24 protein-coding genes are annotated in these 13,220 nt (G+C 50.6%); 20 read left to right on the top strand and 4 right to left on the bottom strand.

Annotated features, from left to right (window positions below; translation table 11 throughout):
• Positions 1 to 62 precede the first annotated feature (62 nt).
• Genes ACSSVV_RS07365 through ACSSVV_RS07350 form a run of 4 tightly spaced genes read left to right on the top strand, consistent with a single transcriptional unit; the run spans position 63 to position 1,930 of the window.
• Entirely contained in the window at positions 63 to 473 is a 411-nt protein-coding gene (locus ACSSVV_RS07365) for a hypothetical protein (RefSeq protein WP_011783264.1), read from the top strand.
• A 14-nt stretch (positions 474 to 487) separates the two neighbouring features.
• A complete protein-coding gene (locus ACSSVV_RS07360) occupies positions 488 to 1,096 on the top strand; it encodes a hypothetical protein (RefSeq protein WP_454105810.1) in 609 nt (202 codons plus the stop codon).
• Positions 1,083 to 1,451 (top strand): DUF7673 family protein, encoded by a 369-nt coding sequence (locus tag ACSSVV_RS07355; protein WP_454105809.1) that lies wholly within the window; start codon positions 1,083 to 1,085, stop codon positions 1,449 to 1,451. Before ACSSVV_RS07360 ends, ACSSVV_RS07355 begins: the two co-directional genes overlap by 14 nt.
• Positions 1,451 to 1,930: a hypothetical protein gene (locus ACSSVV_RS07350; RefSeq protein WP_454105807.1), complete on the top strand. Its 480-nt coding sequence runs from the start codon at positions 1,451 to 1,453 to the stop codon at positions 1,928 to 1,930. Before ACSSVV_RS07355 ends, ACSSVV_RS07350 begins: the two co-directional genes overlap by 1 nt.
• 59 nt (positions 1,931 to 1,989) lie before the next feature.
• Here the strand turns inward: ACSSVV_RS07350 and ACSSVV_RS07345 are convergent, their stop codons facing one another.
• A complete protein-coding gene (locus tag ACSSVV_RS07345) occupies positions 1,990 to 2,793 on the bottom strand; it encodes a nucleotidyl transferase AbiEii/AbiGii toxin family protein (protein WP_454105805.1) in 804 nt (267 codons plus the stop codon).
• Positions 2,794 to 2,864: 71 nt separating this feature from the next.
• On the opposite strand from ACSSVV_RS07345, the gene ACSSVV_RS07340 reads away from it, so the two are divergent.
• From ACSSVV_RS07340 to ACSSVV_RS07330, 3 genes are read left to right on the top strand one after another with little or no spacing between them, the layout of a single operon-like run.
• On the top strand, positions 2,865 to 3,887 hold the full coding sequence (locus ACSSVV_RS07340; RefSeq protein ID WP_058091914.1) for a carboxypeptidase-like regulatory domain-containing protein: 1,023 nt from the start codon (positions 2,865 to 2,867) through the stop codon (positions 3,885 to 3,887).
• Between the two features lie 15 nt (positions 3,888 to 3,902).
• Positions 3,903 to 4,736 (top strand): hypothetical protein, encoded by an 834-nt coding sequence (locus ACSSVV_RS07335; protein ID WP_058091915.1) that lies wholly within the window; start codon positions 3,903 to 3,905, stop codon positions 4,734 to 4,736.
• Positions 4,727 to 5,086 carry a hypothetical protein gene (locus tag ACSSVV_RS07330; protein WP_058091916.1) on the top strand — a complete coding sequence of 120 codons (360 nt, stop codon included), beginning with the start codon at positions 4,727 to 4,729 and terminating at the stop codon, positions 5,084 to 5,086. Before ACSSVV_RS07335 ends, ACSSVV_RS07330 begins: the two co-directional genes overlap by 10 nt.
• Positions 5,087 to 5,503: 417 nt before the next feature.
• Here ACSSVV_RS07330 and ACSSVV_RS07325 read toward each other — a convergent pair whose 3' ends face one another.
• Both ACSSVV_RS07325 and ACSSVV_RS07320 read right to left on the bottom strand, forming a co-directional pair.
• Complete coding sequence (locus ACSSVV_RS07325) at positions 5,504 to 5,683, bottom strand: nucleotidyl transferase AbiEii/AbiGii toxin family protein (RefSeq protein WP_454105803.1); 180 nt, start codon at positions 5,681 to 5,683, stop codon at positions 5,504 to 5,506.
• Positions 5,680 to 6,375 carry a helix-turn-helix domain-containing protein gene (locus ACSSVV_RS07320; protein WP_454105802.1) on the bottom strand — a complete coding sequence of 232 codons (696 nt, stop codon included), beginning with the start codon at positions 6,373 to 6,375 and terminating at the stop codon, positions 5,680 to 5,682. Before ACSSVV_RS07320 ends, ACSSVV_RS07325 begins: the two co-directional genes overlap by 4 nt.
• A gap of 232 nt (positions 6,376 to 6,607) precedes the next feature.
• Here ACSSVV_RS07320 and ACSSVV_RS07315 point away from each other — a divergent pair, with 232 nt between their 5' ends.
• Both ACSSVV_RS07315 and ACSSVV_RS07310 read left to right on the top strand, forming a co-directional pair.
• The gene (locus ACSSVV_RS07315) at positions 6,608 to 6,862 is read left to right on the top strand and encodes a hypothetical protein (protein ID WP_454105800.1); all 255 of its coding nucleotides are present in this window, start codon (positions 6,608 to 6,610) and stop codon (positions 6,860 to 6,862) included.
• A gap of 258 nt (positions 6,863 to 7,120) precedes the next feature.
• Entirely contained in the window at positions 7,121 to 7,864 is a 744-nt protein-coding gene (locus tag ACSSVV_RS07310) for a hypothetical protein (protein WP_454105798.1), read from the top strand.
• Positions 7,865 to 7,870: 6 nt separating this feature from the next.
• Here the strand turns inward: ACSSVV_RS07310 and ACSSVV_RS07305 are convergent, their stop codons facing one another.
• On the bottom strand, positions 7,871 to 8,113 hold the full coding sequence (locus ACSSVV_RS07305) for a hypothetical protein (protein ID WP_454105797.1): 243 nt from the start codon (positions 8,111 to 8,113) through the stop codon (positions 7,871 to 7,873).
• Positions 8,114 to 8,430: 317 nt separating this feature from the next.
• On the opposite strand from ACSSVV_RS07305, the gene ACSSVV_RS07300 reads away from it, so the two are divergent.
• The 11 genes from ACSSVV_RS07300 to ACSSVV_RS07250 all read left to right on the top strand — a co-directional run bounded on the left by ACSSVV_RS07300 (position 8,431) and on the right by ACSSVV_RS07250 (position 13,117).
• Complete coding sequence (locus tag ACSSVV_RS07300) at positions 8,431 to 9,096, top strand: site-specific integrase (RefSeq protein WP_454105795.1); 666 nt, start codon at positions 8,431 to 8,433, stop codon at positions 9,094 to 9,096.
• 18 nt (positions 9,097 to 9,114) lie between these two features.
• Positions 9,115 to 9,399 (top strand): hypothetical protein, encoded by a 285-nt coding sequence (locus ACSSVV_RS07295; protein ID WP_454105794.1) that lies wholly within the window; start codon positions 9,115 to 9,117, stop codon positions 9,397 to 9,399.
• A 20-nt stretch (positions 9,400 to 9,419) separates the two neighbouring features.
• Positions 9,420 to 9,683 carry a hypothetical protein gene (locus ACSSVV_RS07290; protein ID WP_454105793.1) on the top strand — a complete coding sequence of 88 codons (264 nt, stop codon included), beginning with the start codon at positions 9,420 to 9,422 and terminating at the stop codon, positions 9,681 to 9,683.
• A gap of 38 nt (positions 9,684 to 9,721) precedes the next feature.
• The gene (locus ACSSVV_RS07285) at positions 9,722 to 10,108 is read left to right on the top strand and encodes a hypothetical protein (protein WP_454105791.1); all 387 of its coding nucleotides are present in this window, start codon (positions 9,722 to 9,724) and stop codon (positions 10,106 to 10,108) included.
• Positions 10,109 to 10,130: 22 nt separating this feature from the next.
• Positions 10,131 to 10,475 (top strand): hypothetical protein, encoded by a 345-nt coding sequence (locus ACSSVV_RS07280; RefSeq protein WP_454105789.1) that lies wholly within the window; start codon positions 10,131 to 10,133, stop codon positions 10,473 to 10,475.
• A 16-nt stretch (positions 10,476 to 10,491) separates the two neighbouring features.
• The gene (locus ACSSVV_RS07275) at positions 10,492 to 10,941 is read left to right on the top strand and encodes a hypothetical protein (RefSeq protein ID WP_454105788.1); all 450 of its coding nucleotides are present in this window, start codon (positions 10,492 to 10,494) and stop codon (positions 10,939 to 10,941) included.
• Positions 10,942 to 10,968: 27 nt separating this feature from the next.
• Positions 10,969 to 11,322, top strand: a complete 354-nt coding sequence (locus ACSSVV_RS07270) for a hypothetical protein (RefSeq protein WP_454105786.1) — start codon at positions 10,969 to 10,971, stop codon at positions 11,320 to 11,322.
• Between the two features lie 324 nt (positions 11,323 to 11,646).
• The gene (locus ACSSVV_RS07265) at positions 11,647 to 11,946 is read left to right on the top strand and encodes a hypothetical protein (protein ID WP_454105785.1); all 300 of its coding nucleotides are present in this window, start codon (positions 11,647 to 11,649) and stop codon (positions 11,944 to 11,946) included.
• A gap of 192 nt (positions 11,947 to 12,138) precedes the next feature.
• Positions 12,139 to 12,468, top strand: coding sequence for a nucleotidyltransferase family protein (locus ACSSVV_RS07260; RefSeq protein WP_114435186.1), 330 nt, complete (start codon positions 12,139 to 12,141; stop codon positions 12,466 to 12,468).
• Positions 12,465 to 12,875 carry a HEPN domain-containing protein gene (locus ACSSVV_RS07255; RefSeq protein ID WP_114435185.1) on the top strand — a complete coding sequence of 137 codons (411 nt, stop codon included), beginning with the start codon at positions 12,465 to 12,467 and terminating at the stop codon, positions 12,873 to 12,875. The genes ACSSVV_RS07260 and ACSSVV_RS07255 overlap by 4 nt, the downstream gene beginning before the upstream one ends.
• 41 nt (positions 12,876 to 12,916) lie before the next feature.
• Positions 12,917 to 13,117 (top strand): hypothetical protein, encoded by a 201-nt coding sequence (locus ACSSVV_RS07250; RefSeq protein WP_114435184.1) that lies wholly within the window; start codon positions 12,917 to 12,919, stop codon positions 13,115 to 13,117.
• The last annotated feature ends 103 nt before the right edge of the window (positions 13,118 to 13,220 follow it).

Below are 13,220 nucleotides of genomic sequence, written 5' to 3'. Positions count from 1 at the left end.
GACCTTATCGCTGCATAGGAGGTTTGCATGATGTTCCATAATCTCTTGTTGTGAGGTGACCTATGTACGAAAAATTCAGAGCGCTCCTTGGCCTCAAGCCAGTTGACCCGCTGGCTCACTATTATGACGAGGCCCGGCTGCCTGGGCCCTTTGATGGCTTGTCTGGATCTGAGCGGAAGGCACATGAAATTGCCCATAGTCTTTTGAGTGTGCCTGTTCGTCAGATTTTCGTGGTGACCGGCGCTAATGGTTTATCGGCACAGATTGCCGAGGCAAACGGAGACCCTGAACCACCGCGAGATGGTTGGCTGGGAGACTTGCGGCTTTTGATTGAACTCACAGAGGCTACCGGTAATCACTTTGTGGATTGGGCAGCCACACAGCCAGGGTTAGTCGTTTTTGATCAGTGGAATGGCAGATTGCGGCGAGCGGTCATAGATCTTTCCCATTATCTCAGCCCTGAAAAGGTATAGAGGTCTGAGCACCCATGCCAAAGGCGTCTAATGAGAAACTGAGGCACTACTGGGGCATCTTCAGGGATGCCCGTTTCACTCCGGCTGATCTTTGGCGTTGGTTCCGAGGTGCCTATTACCATGCTGGCGGGCAAGACAGCTGGCCACGAGATGATTTTCTCAACTGGCTGGCCCTGGATCGGAAGTCGTGGATTGAATCGGCCCCCGGTCCGCGCGGTGGTCAAGGCTGGCGGATTGCGGCTGATGCAGTTGAGGTTTGTCTTGCCGAAGAAGCCTTTATCGAGCGTACCCGGAAGGAAGCTCTTGAGGCTATTTCGGCAGTATCGGTTCGTATTGGCTTTCTGGATGTCGAGCAACGGTTACCTCATCCCCGGTTTTGGGAAATCGCTTGGTGTTTTGAGCCGCCGATACCAATTCAAGGTCCAAACGTAAATGGGGTTCCTCGGCACAATACGACTGCCCCATTTTCATTTCGTGTGCGTTCCACGGTTGGTCAATCCGACCTGCAGAAACAGGTGGTTTGCGCCCAGGAGCACGTATCGGGCTTGATCGTTGAAGCAATCGACAGCCACAAACAGTGTATTCACCAACTATCCGGATTACTGAACAATGTCGAGCAATGAGAATAATCGCAAAGAGATGCGGGACCGAATGGCAGCCAGGCTCGCAGCTCAGAGAATGTTTATAGAAACCGAGCTGCCAGTGATCCGCCAGCGGGGCCAGGCGGCCCTATTTCGCCTGCTTCCGGTGGCCCTCAGTGATACGGGCCAGTCTTCCGTTGTCGCTCGCTTCCTGCTCGGCCTGTATAACGGCAAGCGTTTTCCGATGGATATGACCGAGCTGCGGAGGCTGGATCGCACGTTGCTGGTGGATTGCCTGGCGGTATTGGAGATGGATCACCAACCTGAAATGGAGATTCACCTGTATGTCGAAAATGGCGGAACTCTATTTGAAGAACTGGCTGACAGGTTTCAATAATGGATCATCCATTTAATCGAGACCTACAGAACGTTCTGGATGCCGATGAAGCCTACGATTTTCTACCGGAGGGTTCCTGGCTTTCCGGTGGATGCGGTTTGCTGGCGGAAAGCCTGCACAGACTGATATCTGGTTCTGAGATCTATCTGGTGGGTCGACTGGACCAGGGCATTCCTGATCATGTGGTTGTCCGGCTCGTGTATGGGAATGAGGCCATCTATCTGGACTACTCGGGAGTACAGACCGAGCGCGAGTTAATTGCCGCATGGCAAGCGGAGCTTCCGGGCGTACCAGTTCGGCTTTGTTCGCTTTCGGATGCGCTTGCCGCAGGGCTGGATACAGGTGAGGTATTGCACCAACAAAGGTTGGTTGCGCCTTTTTGCCGTTACCTGGTCAATGAACTTGGTGTGGTCGATGCCGAGCGGTGCAATCCAGATTGGGAAGAAGATTGCGAGGAATGCGGGCCCTCGCCCTGTTAACTTGCGCTTAGTGCCGTCGCCACGAGCTACTTAACCCCGGCAAAGGATAATTGCCATTCTTAACAGGGGCCAAACATGGAAAGTGTGTCTTCATCGTTCTGATGGTCTAACCATTCCTCGATGATGCTGAGATCATCAAATAACCGGCCGTTAAGTATGGGGTCACCCTCATACGCGCTGGCATAGCGTTCCATTAGGTGGGTTGGATCGCTGAAGAACTCTTCAAGCTGCGCTACCAGTTCCGGGGGGAGATCTGCTGAATACCGACTCGCAATGAATGCCAGGTCATGCAGATCGCGAGCCGTTGTTCGGTAAGGCATGGCTGGGTCTTCCCGTGCCGCCAATAGCTTCAGGTGCGCGATTTGGCTGATGGAGTACATCTGTATGCCGTTGATCACGCATATACTGGCTGGGTCAGGCGTGGTCCGCGAAGAAATCTCAATTTTGATGGGGATCGGTGGTTCACCCTCGCCGGTTGCGAACATTGGCCGGCAGCGGTGGGTTGTTCCAGTTTTCTTGGGCTCATTGAAACTTGAGAGGCTAACCTTGATTCCCTTTCCGGCCAGCTTTTTGATGGCGCTGTTGCAGATCCTCTCTATGTTTAGGTGTCCCTGCTGTGGGATCGTAATAAAGTCGGTAACAACATAATAAAGTTGGTAACTTACTAATAGAGTTGGTAACTCGTTTCCGGTGTCCGCTTGGTCAAACCGCTCATCAAAAAATGAAGAGAGTAACCGGATCAACGAATGCCGCTTCATGGGATTCGATGCTGGTATGCCTTTGGAGTCGGCTCGACAAAAAATAACTTTATAAGTACGCACTGTTACACAGAAGCTGAAATCCTCTCCTAGTATTTTACCCACGACGGCACTGCTTCAACGCCTTTCAGAAGGTGGTAGCCGTTAGGGACTAAACGAAAACACGGAGGCTTTAAATGCTAAGACTATTTGTCTTATTCGCGTCTTTATTATCCATTGCACTCATATCCATCCAGACACATGCGAGCAACAACGGAACTGCTGCTTGTGAGACTCTTCCAGAACCTTTTCGTCAGCTTGCAACAATGACGTTAGACCCAGCCGTGGGGAATCCCCCTCAAACTGGGCTCTGCCACCGTGTTGCTAATGCTGAAAAGCACTACGCAAAAGAGGCTGACGATAAGGCGATTCAAGAGCTGGAAAAATATATCGCAGGCGTTAGTAAGAGAAGCGGAAAATTTATTGGGGAGAGTTACGCGGCTGCATTGATATCTGAAGCCGAGAGAGTCGTTTCCATTATTTCTGGTAACTTTGAACCAGAGACATTGGCTATAAATGGCGGTGTGTTCGGCTTCAACGATAAGGCACCTATCGGCGGCGCAATCGTTAACGTTAGCTTTATCGAGTCGGGATCTACGTTCACAGCCACCACCGATAGCAATGGTCTGTTTTCAATCTCAGATCTAACGGAAGCTGGAGTTTACGTTGTAGACGTAACAACTCAGGATGGAAGAACAGGCAGCGCTCAAGGCAGTTTGCTTGAAACCGAAAACACATCTTCTGTACTCGTTACTGTTGACCCCGCAGGTAGCAGTGCCATCTACGGAACTGTTTATGATGAATCTGGGCTGCCTGCTCCCGCCGCTCTGGTAACAGCTATCTTTCCCGATACTGACCGAAAATACTCAACAATCTCGTCAAGCGATGGATCTTTTGCACTGACGAATGTCCATGGAGATGGAACTCTGATTCTCGTTGGCTTCAAAAACGATACTGGTGCTAGCGGATCCACCACTGGAGTCCTGTCGAGTTACTCCTCCCAGATCACGCGCAACCTGACAATAACTGCGCCTCAGACTGTAAATGCCGAGTTCCTGAATAGCAATTTCGAGAATGGCCTAGAAGGATGGTCTACGGAAGGCTCAGTCACCCTCATTGACCGAAACCTTGTTTTCACCACACCGGACTCAGGCAACTAAGGGAGATTGAGTAATATGGATATCATGAAGAAAGTGGCGCCAAAGTTAAGCGTCGTGATCCCTTGCACAGCAGTGATGCTTCTCGCCGGTGCGCAAAGCGCAGCTGCAGCTGGCTGTCCGGTAACCCAAGCGGCTGTTGTCAGCAATGCTGGCTCGCAATCAGCAAAGGGTACCTTGAGTCAGGCGTTTGTTGTTCCACCTGCTTACGAGCAAGTCTCTGGCCGTCTTCGGTTTCTTTCTAACGAGTGGCCGCAATACTACGGTACAGAGTATAATGACACTTATCTCGCACGTTTAACTGCGCCCGGTAAGGTCGAAATCATAGCGAACGGAAACGTCAACAGTTCTACCTGGTCATCAGGTCTGCTTGGGTATAACGGGGCTACGCCTGAGATCAATTACAACACGGATCTTTCCGGGCTGGTAGGCACGACGGTACAGCTAGCGTATGAAGTACAGGATGTAGGGGATACGATCGTAGACTCGGCCCTGGCCGTGGACGCCGTGCAGGTCCTCCGTACAGAGCAATTTGTGCCCGTCGAAGGACAAGGTGGTGCATTGACCGGCGATGCTACGATCAGTGGATCATTTGGCCAGGCGGTTAAACTGACATTCACTAACCAGAACCTTCTTGGCACGACAATATCTGTCAAGGATACTGACCCGCTTGGACAAACGAAGGAGTCGATTATTCTGCCTCAGCAGAGCGTCACCTTCACTTTTGTAAACGGTGGGGACGAGCCTATGGGATGGAATTTTGAGGTATCGACCAATTCCGATGCATTCATAGTTTCATATGGCATCGAATCTACCTGGACTGACGGGATGCCACCCAATCCATGCTTCTAAGACTGTTTGTTTTGACTCTCGTCATTATCGGATCGGCTTGTAGTACTCAGTCGCAGCAAGCACATGCTCAAGAGAGCGATGCGGTCACAATCAATTTGACTGGGGACGCGATTGAGGCAGCCGTTCTTTCGGAAGGAACACTTTGGCTGAAACTCACACCAAGTGGAAGAAACCAATTGGCCACCGCGACGAAGGATAACCTGGGTAACCGAGTAACGATCCACGTTCTTGACCATCAAGCGTTATCGCTAATGGTCGTTCACGAACTCCCAATGGAGAAGCTGGTAATCAAGGCTCCATCACCAGAGCTAAAAGCCGCAATAGAACCCTATCTGGTAAAAACGAGATAGAAACTTTAAACGGGGGCAATTTCTGCCCCCGAACTCCACTTGCAGTTCCAAAGATTTTTGAAAGGTTGAGATCAAACCACTAGATCTTTGGAGACACTCGTGCAGACATAAGTCACTCAAATGCGTCATCCCCAATATTTCCTTCAGCCCTTCAGCTATGGATCACACGTGGAACATGCCTTCATGATGGAAAGGAACGGAGGCGAGCAATAAGACTCAGCTGAGAGGCAAAAACGGAATAGGATTGGAATTTGGTGCCAGTCAGGCTTTTAATAGTTACTGACTTTATTATTATGCAGGGGGCAGCCATTCTAGTTAAACCTACCTCAAAGTTACCGACTTTATTTCCATCGCATCGGTTCTGAGGGGAAAATACGCCCCCTGGAGAGACTTTTAGTTACCAACTTTTTTACGATCCTACACCTGCAATGAAGTTGTAAGGTCGAAATCCAGATCTTCGCTGAACCGTTGCAAATCGTATCCCAGAAGTAATGCAGTCCCCCCTTTCAAAACCAAGGGTTTGCCTTCGTCATGGATGATCTCGCAGATCGCCTGCATGATTTGTCGATGGGTTTGTTGTTGTTTTGTCAAGTTCACTGGTGACCTCCATTTAGCCAATCCTCAATGCCCTCTCGGGCTGTGTCTGCCAGGAAGGGCTCACATTGCGCTACCCACTCTCTCACTTGTTCCAGGTTGACCACATCATCAATATCGGTAACCTGCACATTAGGTACTCTGCACTGGCGGATTTCGCAGCTGTCTATCAGCAGGTCGAATACCGCGCGTTCTGGATTGGCGGCCCAAATACAGGGCGCCACCACGCCGTACTGTGCAATCGTGTCAGTAGCATTCCATAAGCCTGCCACCCCGAGAAGTGCGCCTGTATGTGCTGTGTGCTTCCCGGCAATCCGCCAGCTTGAGGGGTTGCTCAAGCTGCTTGTGTACCAGAGTGCTGGCGGTCTACCATCAGCCGGTGGTAGACATAGTGCTGTCATGCCAGACAAATAGTATTTCGGTGTCCCAAGGGCTTCATCGCTGGTATCACGGCCAAAAACGTCGAACATCCATTCAAGGCCCAGCTCGCAGGCAACGGTTTTGTATCTTCCCAAGGCTACCGCTCCGTCGCCTTGCTCAATTTTGACAATCGTGCGGAGTGATAGCCCGGTTGCTTCTGCGAGCTTTTCGCCAGACAGTCCTGCAGCCTTCCTCGCGTAACGAATGGCGAGGCCGATGGGTGCCCCAGGTTCTTGTGATGGTCTATGGGTCATTGGTGCGTCAATTGCCAGCATTGTGGGTTGTCCTCCTGGTGCCCACTTTCGTTTCATTGTGCATTATACTGCACAGTGCACCTTAATACACTGAGGCGTATATCCATGGCAATGCTGATATTTGCTTTATCTCAATCACATGAAAGCCGAATACTTTGGGTTCTACAGAGAAACGGTGCGCTAACGCTTGCTTATCAAGGGCAACTGCAATGATTCAGCTTTTCTACAATGCTACGGGCGAATTGGGGGCCGCATGACCTTACTCAAAAAGAATCCTCCTGAAATTGGTGCTGATACCGCCGTTAGTCATGTGCCTACTGATTACGAGGGGCCGTGTGCCGTCGTCCAGTCGCAGTCCTCTGCAAATGTTATTGCAGTGCTGCCCTCTGTTATGGAAGCAAGCCGCGTGGCCGGATATGCCATATCGCCGTCTGGCGGGTATGGATCTGTTTATGTCGAGCCTACAGACCTTGCTGTAACCTGCCTAGCACTTGAGGAATGGCTTTGAGGGTTCAATGCAACAGTGCGTGAGAAAAAGCTTCCTATAGCCGCTAGGCATTGGGCGCTTGGCGGCAGTGCCGCTGGCGGGCCTTTGGCCCTTTCCTGATTTCGGGGCGGGCGCCTGCCCTTCCCTCAAGTGCCTGGTCGCCGCCGGGCGGCTTCCATGCTTCAGCTGCTCGCATTTCGATATTCTTCTTGGCTAAATGCTTCGGTTTTTGCCATGTTATACGCCCGCACTTAGATTTATAGGAACTCCGAGCGCTTCATGAAATCCTGTCCGTCCCAACACAAAGGTTATGGCGGTCCAAATAATCGGGATCCGCTGCTCGACACTGGTGTTCCCGGTGTAATCGTATCCAGGGCGATCAAAAAAGACCAAAAGCGCGTTGTGGTGTCTGCAGCGTTCCAGGTGGGGCAACCCGGTGGAAAGCCGAAGCCAGTCATGCGCTATGTTGGCAGTCTGTTTGAGGGTGCGCTGGCGGATGATCCTCTTGATGCTTGTCGACGATTCTCCGGCTTTTTGCGCAAGGCCATGGCCATACGCCGCTACGCTGAAAGCTTTTACGAGCGTGGTGAGTATCCAGCTTCACGGTTACATTATGACGATGTGCCAGGTTCTATTGTTGAGATGGTTCCCGAGCCGCCAGTTATGGACTTGAGGGCCATCATGGATTCCTTTGAGAGTGATCATGCATCTGGTGAATCTGAGGCGGACCTGGATAGGCTCGCATTGACCCTGCAAGGGTATACGCTGCTGAGCCGAAGGCCTCCGATGGTTTTTAACGGTCACCGCCTGACCTTTCATTGCCTGGTGGCTGAGGGTGTCAGAGTTTTTGTTCCGGAGCAGATGGGGCGCGGTCGGGATCATTGGTGGTTAACCGTTGTTACTGAGGATGGTCAAATCCTTGATGAGATCTACGATGGTGACCATGGTGGGGGTAGCCAAACCTCTCTTCGAGAGGCGTGGCTTTATCTGGTTTCTCTCCTGCGAGCGTATCGGGCTCGCTAGAGAGGGTTAACGTCGGCTACATCCATCCAGAAGATAGTAATCGTAGACGAAGCCCCAGATAACTTGCCGACTGTGTTTAGGGGGTGTCGACCGTCCGCGGTTATCGCGCCAAACTTTCACAAGAACAGGTTTGGTTCGATTCGGGTGAAAGATGATCAGGCTGCGATCACGCTCTCGGATTGCTTCGTACCCCTCGTGGGGGTCAATGTCGACGGGTAAACCGTTGTGATAGATCCATACTTCATTCATAGAATTTTCCTTCTGGTTAATTATTGAGCCCGAAAAATCATCTCCGGGTATCTTATTTATGCCGAAGGATTGGTTACTCTCGCTGCCTCGCATAAGTAGTTATACGTACCCCATCGTTCACCTCGTTGTTGGGCGCCCTTTTGTGCCTTCCTCCAATATTCCCATGAATTGGGTGCCGGCCTGCTCAGCGGGTTCGATTCCTTGAGAAACACTCGCTCAAAATGTCACATATCAGCTTATAACCTGTATTGCACACACTGGGTTCGCGTGATATTGTATGTCACATATCCGGTTATAACCTGATTTGAGCAGCATAGATGCCCATTGAGAGACTGTTTAACGAGAGCGATGTGCAACGCCTCATCGACATGAATTCAGCACCGCCATTCGGAAAGCGCAATGCCGCGTTGATCATGGGGGCGCTTTACTGGGGGCTTACGCCTTCCGAGGCCAGCTTGCTCCGTCTTGAGGATGTGATGGACCAGTCCGGCGATTTCTTCCGGATCTGGACCCTACCGGACAGCACAGCCTATAACGGCGAGGCTCGGGAGCTTCACACTGAAGATCACGTTCTGCCCTTTTTCGAGGCCTACATGGACTGGAGGCTGGGGGAGGAGCTTTGCTTGAGCAATCAGTCTTGGTACCGGGGCTCGGACCCGAAAAGCGCCTTCTTTCTGAATGATCGTGGTGAGCCTTACAAGCTCTCTCCACGCAAGAAAGGATCGACGGACTACCAGCCCAGGGCAATGTCAGCCAAGCTAAAGTCTTTCATTGAGAAGGCGGGCATCGAGGGCGCTACGGTAGCGACTTTCCGTGATTCATGGGTAAAGGCTATGTATGAAGCGGGGTGCCATCACAAGGATCTGATGCGAGTCTCAGGAATCAAGCAGAAAGAGACGATCGACCGGAAGACACGCCCGGCGATCCAAGATCTGGAAAAGGTGTTCAAAGACATTTATAGCCGCGTTCGCGTGGCAGAATAGGAATCCGGAGAGTAGTCCATGATTGCAGACGAATTTCAATTCGAAGACGGCACAGTAGAAATCCATCTCGAAGAACGGGTGGATGAGCGTCAGAACGAAGCGTTTGTCGTTCTACCTCGCTGGAAAGGCGGCGGGCTGGTGAATGGGTTCGAATATCGCGTGGACAAGATCACCCAAGTTGACGCGAGTATGGCTTCAACAATCGATACTATTAAAGCATTGGTCCAGACCTGCCGCGAAGATGTCTTAGATCGCAAGTGGGAGCAGTACGAGAAAGCCCTTGCAGCGCTAAAGAACCAGTAATAACAGGATGGGAATTCGAGATGCCTAGCACGATTGAACAGTTAAAACGGGCATGGCGGCAAGAGGCGGCCCAGAGGATTAAGCTTACATTGCTCAATCAAAGCCCGCGCAAGAAACGAAAGTGGCGTGAAATGGCAGGCAACGAGCCCTTGTGTCATCTTTCTGCACTGACGGAACACGTAGTGTTCTGTGATATGCCTCGGACGGCGAAGAAGCTGACCTTTTGCAACGAAAAGGCCTTTGCAGATCGAATGGACCGCCTGTTTGCTGAACGCGCAGATTAATTTGATAGCAATTGGAAACCACGGATAAAGGCCTCTCAATGATCGCAGATATGATTGTTCACCCCTACTTCATAATAGGTGTTGTGTTTGGGACGCTCGTCATGGGACTTATGCACTTCATTCAGTCTGCAATTTTGGGGCGAGGCGTTTTTTCACGACAAAAGTACGTTATGTCACTTTCTGACAAACTACAGGATAGTGACATCATTGCATTTATACCGCATAGCTTGAAGACAAAAGAACTGGCCATTCGATCTTCGTTGACCGAGGACGAGGCAAACGTATTGCTGGTTGATCGAGTAATTGTATTTAATAAACAAGGCGAACTTCTCAATCAGCTCACACCCTTGACGCAAATTGCAGACCTAAACCGAAACAAAGTGCAAATCGGGAAACATCGAGCGCAAGGTAATGGACTGGTTTAATAACGCTGAGGGTCTAGTTGGAATGAGCGAAAAATGGTCAATGCACCTAAAATGGCAAATGAACAGGCTTCATAAAGCGATCCTGTGCCCTTTAGGGAAACATGATGATACACACCTAAACGGAGAAAAGAGTAATTTTTGTGGCGCTTGCGGCAAACAGATGAACCCATACGCCTTTAAAGACTTCGAGGTGCATTTAGTCGGTGGCGAGGTAAAAAGAGTTAAAGCGGTGAGCGCACAGGATGCTGCGTCCCGCGTTATTTTTGAAGGGAAAGAATACAGGTTTGATATTCGAAGCGGGGAGCCTATAGGCGAGTTTACTGTTCATCCAGAAAATATCGTGAGAGTTAAAGAAGCTGAGATCTGACATTGGAATTCGGTCGATGAAGTCGAGAGAGAAAGCGTCACTACTTCTGAGGGGTCTGCTTATCGTTATTGTGCTGCCCCTTCTGCTAGCTTTTTTCCCGTTTCTGATGGCGCTTTCAGGCGGTGCAACAGCTGGGGAATCGTGGAGCTATTATACCGAGCGCGAGCTGATGACTCCCTCACTAATTCTATCCACGCTCTCTTTTGGCCTCTTTGGTTGGTCATGGCTGAGCCTTTGGAGTGAGAGGGTCAGAAAAGCCGCTTTCAACCAACGTTTAGAGGCTATTCGTCTTGATCTCTCAGAACTTGGGCAGCAAAAGCAGCAGATTCTGGATGACGATAACATCTCTCCCGCTTCTGCCAGGGCTAAGCTGAAATGGCTTAATGAGGGCAAACGTCTGAGCGCGTTGAAAGCGGAAGCCTCAAAGTTAGCTAGTGAGGCAGAAGGTCGCTACAAACGCTTATAACTCTACATGGGAAATCGGATGGTGGGCATGAAACACGCGACGATACTGGTTTTGGCACTGGCTACAGGCGGATGTGACCTTACTAGCCAGAGCGAATCGATCCAGAAGGAATTTGACCTCGAACAGCCAGAGGCATGGATGATCCGGGACGGCCAAAAAGTAGATATTGGTGATGAGGTCGTGGAAATTGTTGGTTCCGATAGTTGCAACACAGGCTTTGGCGACTCTTACCCATGCTGGATATTTTCGCTGAAGCCAGGTGCAACGACACCGGTGACCTTATCCAATGGGATTCGCGAAGTCTGGACAACACAGAAAGCTGGCGAGGTGCGAGTGCAACTTGTTCGCCCAGATGGCCAGTTAGTCTCCGCAGTTGAATGATGGGAATTCGATTCCTGGAAGTTGATTTGGAAAAGTGCCTTAAAAATAGTGTGACAGTTGGCATGGTAACAAAACGAGGCCACCAGCGGATTTAAGGCAGTGCCTTATCAAAACAGCCCACGTACAGGCATAACTGCTCAGGCCCTAGTCATGAGCGCTGTGGCGGGAATAGGTTATGAAAGACGAATTATCGGGCACTGTTTGTGCGAGCTAAGTGCCCTACTCGGTAGGAATCACGGCCGAATCATTAACAACATCAGTTGGTTCGGGTGCCACTCACGCATGCAGTTTATGGATTTGGGTATCAGATACTCGGGGATAGGCATGTTTACCAGCAAGCATGAATCGCAAATAGCGCTTGAGAAGGAACGGACAGCGAGGGAGCTTTCACTGGCGATGATCGAAAAGAGCGATCCCTCGACGATTCGAACCGTCACCACTGCATCGAACGAAAAGGCTGTGGTTCACCTCAGCATTATTAAGAGCGTCATCCAAGAGGAAAAGGGTTGGTATTACAACGATCCTGAGCGAGACACGATATTGATTCGCTATCTCGATGGTACCTGGGACCGGCTCGAAATGACTGTTGAGGATTTCTCAAGCCAAACTGGCCTCACTTTCTGATTGGAATCCGACAGGTGAGTAAATGAGAATGAAGCCATGTTTGACGCGGGCTGCCATAAAGATCTCATGGCCGTCTCTGGCATCAGGCAAAAGGAGACGATTGATCGCAAGGTCAGGCCAGCGATCCAAGACCTGGATCAGGTATTCAAGGCAATTTATTCTCGGGTTAAGGTCAACTACTAGAGGTGCTGCATGGATTCTCAAACGCGAAAAGCGATCAGGCAGTTTTCAGACAAGGTGAGCGAGAAATTCGATGTATCCCGGTTGGTCTTGTTTGGTAGTAGGGCTCGGGGGGATAACCGTGAAGACAGCGATGCTGACGTAGCTGTTTTCCTTCGAGGCGCTTCCGGTGATTTTGTGGAAGTGAAATTGGCCATGGCTGGCATTGCATTCGATGTGCTTGTAGACACTGGCATTAGAATCCAGCCGCTTCCCGTGTGGAATGGAGAGTGGGAGCATCCTGAAAGCTACTCAAACCCTTATCTACTTCAAAACATTGCCAAAGATGGAGTTTCTGTATGAGTGCTTTGCTGCATAAAGCCCAGCGAGCCTTGGATTCCGCAAAGCTGCTGCTTTCTGCTGGGGATATGGATGGAGCTGTCAATCGGGCCTATTACTCAATGTTTGATGCGGCCAAGGCTGCATTGACTGAGGGTGACGAGCCGATGATTTCCCAGCCCATAAAATCACATAACGGGCTGATAACACTTTTCTCGCAGCACCTGGTTAAAACGGGGCATGTTTCGAATGATCTGGGGAAACATCTAAACGAAGTTGAGGAATTGCGACTGATTGCCGACTACAAGGCAGAGGACATGATAACCAGTGAACGAGCTGCTTGGGCGGTTGAGGCAGCTGAGGGCTTTGTCGGCGCGATGGATGATTTAATCGATGATCTGAATCAACCATCACCAGGTCCTTCCATGTGAGGGAATCCAGAAAACTATTGGAAATCGTGGAGTCAGTCTAAATGGCAAAATTCGATCTGAGCATAGAGGATCTTCCTGGCGGTGAAGCCGGAGTCAGGCTGACGATCGACGACGCAGGAGCGTTGTCCAACATGGCCGAGAACTCCCTCACCCAGAACGCGGCCATTGCAATTGCACAGCAGCTTCAGAACCTTGGCTTTAATGTGGTCATGCCCGTCGCTGAAATTGAAAGCAAAGAATAGTTGGAAACCGGGAGGGCGCTATGAAATTTCCTGAGAATCTACCGGGAGGCTGGGAGTTCACAGAACCGTTTAAGCCCAGTGCCCTCGCTAAAGGTCAGGTATG

This window comes from Marinobacter sp. MBR-105 (assembly GCF_053628895.1).
The sequence above is the reverse complement of the archived record's forward strand: the minus strand, read 5'-3'. Positions and strand labels throughout refer to the sequence as shown.

Coding starts and splice junctions, on each gene's coding strand:
- ACSSVV_RS07365 (WP_011783264.1), top strand. CDS start 63: ATGTACGAAAAATTCAGAGCGCTCCTTGGCCTCAAGCCAGTTGACCCG.
- ACSSVV_RS07360 (WP_454105810.1), top strand. CDS start 488: ATGCCAAAGGCGTCTAATGAGAAACTGAGGCACTACTGGGGCATCTTC.
- ACSSVV_RS07355 (WP_454105809.1), top strand. CDS start 1,083: ATGTCGAGCAATGAGAATAATCGCAAAGAGATGCGGGACCGAATGGCA.
- ACSSVV_RS07350 (WP_454105807.1), top strand. CDS start 1,451: ATGGATCATCCATTTAATCGAGACCTACAGAACGTTCTGGATGCCGAT.
- ACSSVV_RS07340 (WP_058091914.1), top strand. CDS start 2,865: ATGCTAAGACTATTTGTCTTATTCGCGTCTTTATTATCCATTGCACTC.
- ACSSVV_RS07335 (WP_058091915.1), top strand. CDS start 3,903: ATGGATATCATGAAGAAAGTGGCGCCAAAGTTAAGCGTCGTGATCCCT.
- ACSSVV_RS07330 (WP_058091916.1), top strand. CDS start 4,727: ATGCTTCTAAGACTGTTTGTTTTGACTCTCGTCATTATCGGATCGGCT.
- ACSSVV_RS07320 (WP_454105802.1), bottom strand. CDS start 6,375: ATGCTGGCAATTGACGCACCAATGACCCATAGACCATCACAAGAACCT.
- ACSSVV_RS07315 (WP_454105800.1), top strand. CDS start 6,608: ATGACCTTACTCAAAAAGAATCCTCCTGAAATTGGTGCTGATACCGCC.
- ACSSVV_RS07310 (WP_454105798.1), top strand. CDS start 7,121: ATGAAATCCTGTCCGTCCCAACACAAAGGTTATGGCGGTCCAAATAAT.
- ACSSVV_RS07305 (WP_454105797.1), bottom strand. CDS start 8,113: ATGAATGAAGTATGGATCTATCACAACGGTTTACCCGTCGACATTGAC.
- ACSSVV_RS07300 (WP_454105795.1), top strand. CDS start 8,431: ATGCCCATTGAGAGACTGTTTAACGAGAGCGATGTGCAACGCCTCATC.
- ACSSVV_RS07295 (WP_454105794.1), top strand. CDS start 9,115: ATGATTGCAGACGAATTTCAATTCGAAGACGGCACAGTAGAAATCCAT.
- ACSSVV_RS07290 (WP_454105793.1), top strand. CDS start 9,420: ATGCCTAGCACGATTGAACAGTTAAAACGGGCATGGCGGCAAGAGGCG.
- ACSSVV_RS07285 (WP_454105791.1), top strand. CDS start 9,722: ATGATCGCAGATATGATTGTTCACCCCTACTTCATAATAGGTGTTGTG.
- ACSSVV_RS07280 (WP_454105789.1), top strand. CDS start 10,131: ATGAGCGAAAAATGGTCAATGCACCTAAAATGGCAAATGAACAGGCTT.
- ACSSVV_RS07275 (WP_454105788.1), top strand. CDS start 10,492: ATGAAGTCGAGAGAGAAAGCGTCACTACTTCTGAGGGGTCTGCTTATC.
- ACSSVV_RS07270 (WP_454105786.1), top strand. CDS start 10,969: ATGAAACACGCGACGATACTGGTTTTGGCACTGGCTACAGGCGGATGT.
- ACSSVV_RS07265 (WP_454105785.1), top strand. CDS start 11,647: ATGTTTACCAGCAAGCATGAATCGCAAATAGCGCTTGAGAAGGAACGG.
- ACSSVV_RS07260 (WP_114435186.1), top strand. CDS start 12,139: ATGGATTCTCAAACGCGAAAAGCGATCAGGCAGTTTTCAGACAAGGTG.
- ACSSVV_RS07255 (WP_114435185.1), top strand. CDS start 12,465: ATGAGTGCTTTGCTGCATAAAGCCCAGCGAGCCTTGGATTCCGCAAAG.
- ACSSVV_RS07250 (WP_114435184.1), top strand. CDS start 12,917: ATGGCAAAATTCGATCTGAGCATAGAGGATCTTCCTGGCGGTGAAGCC.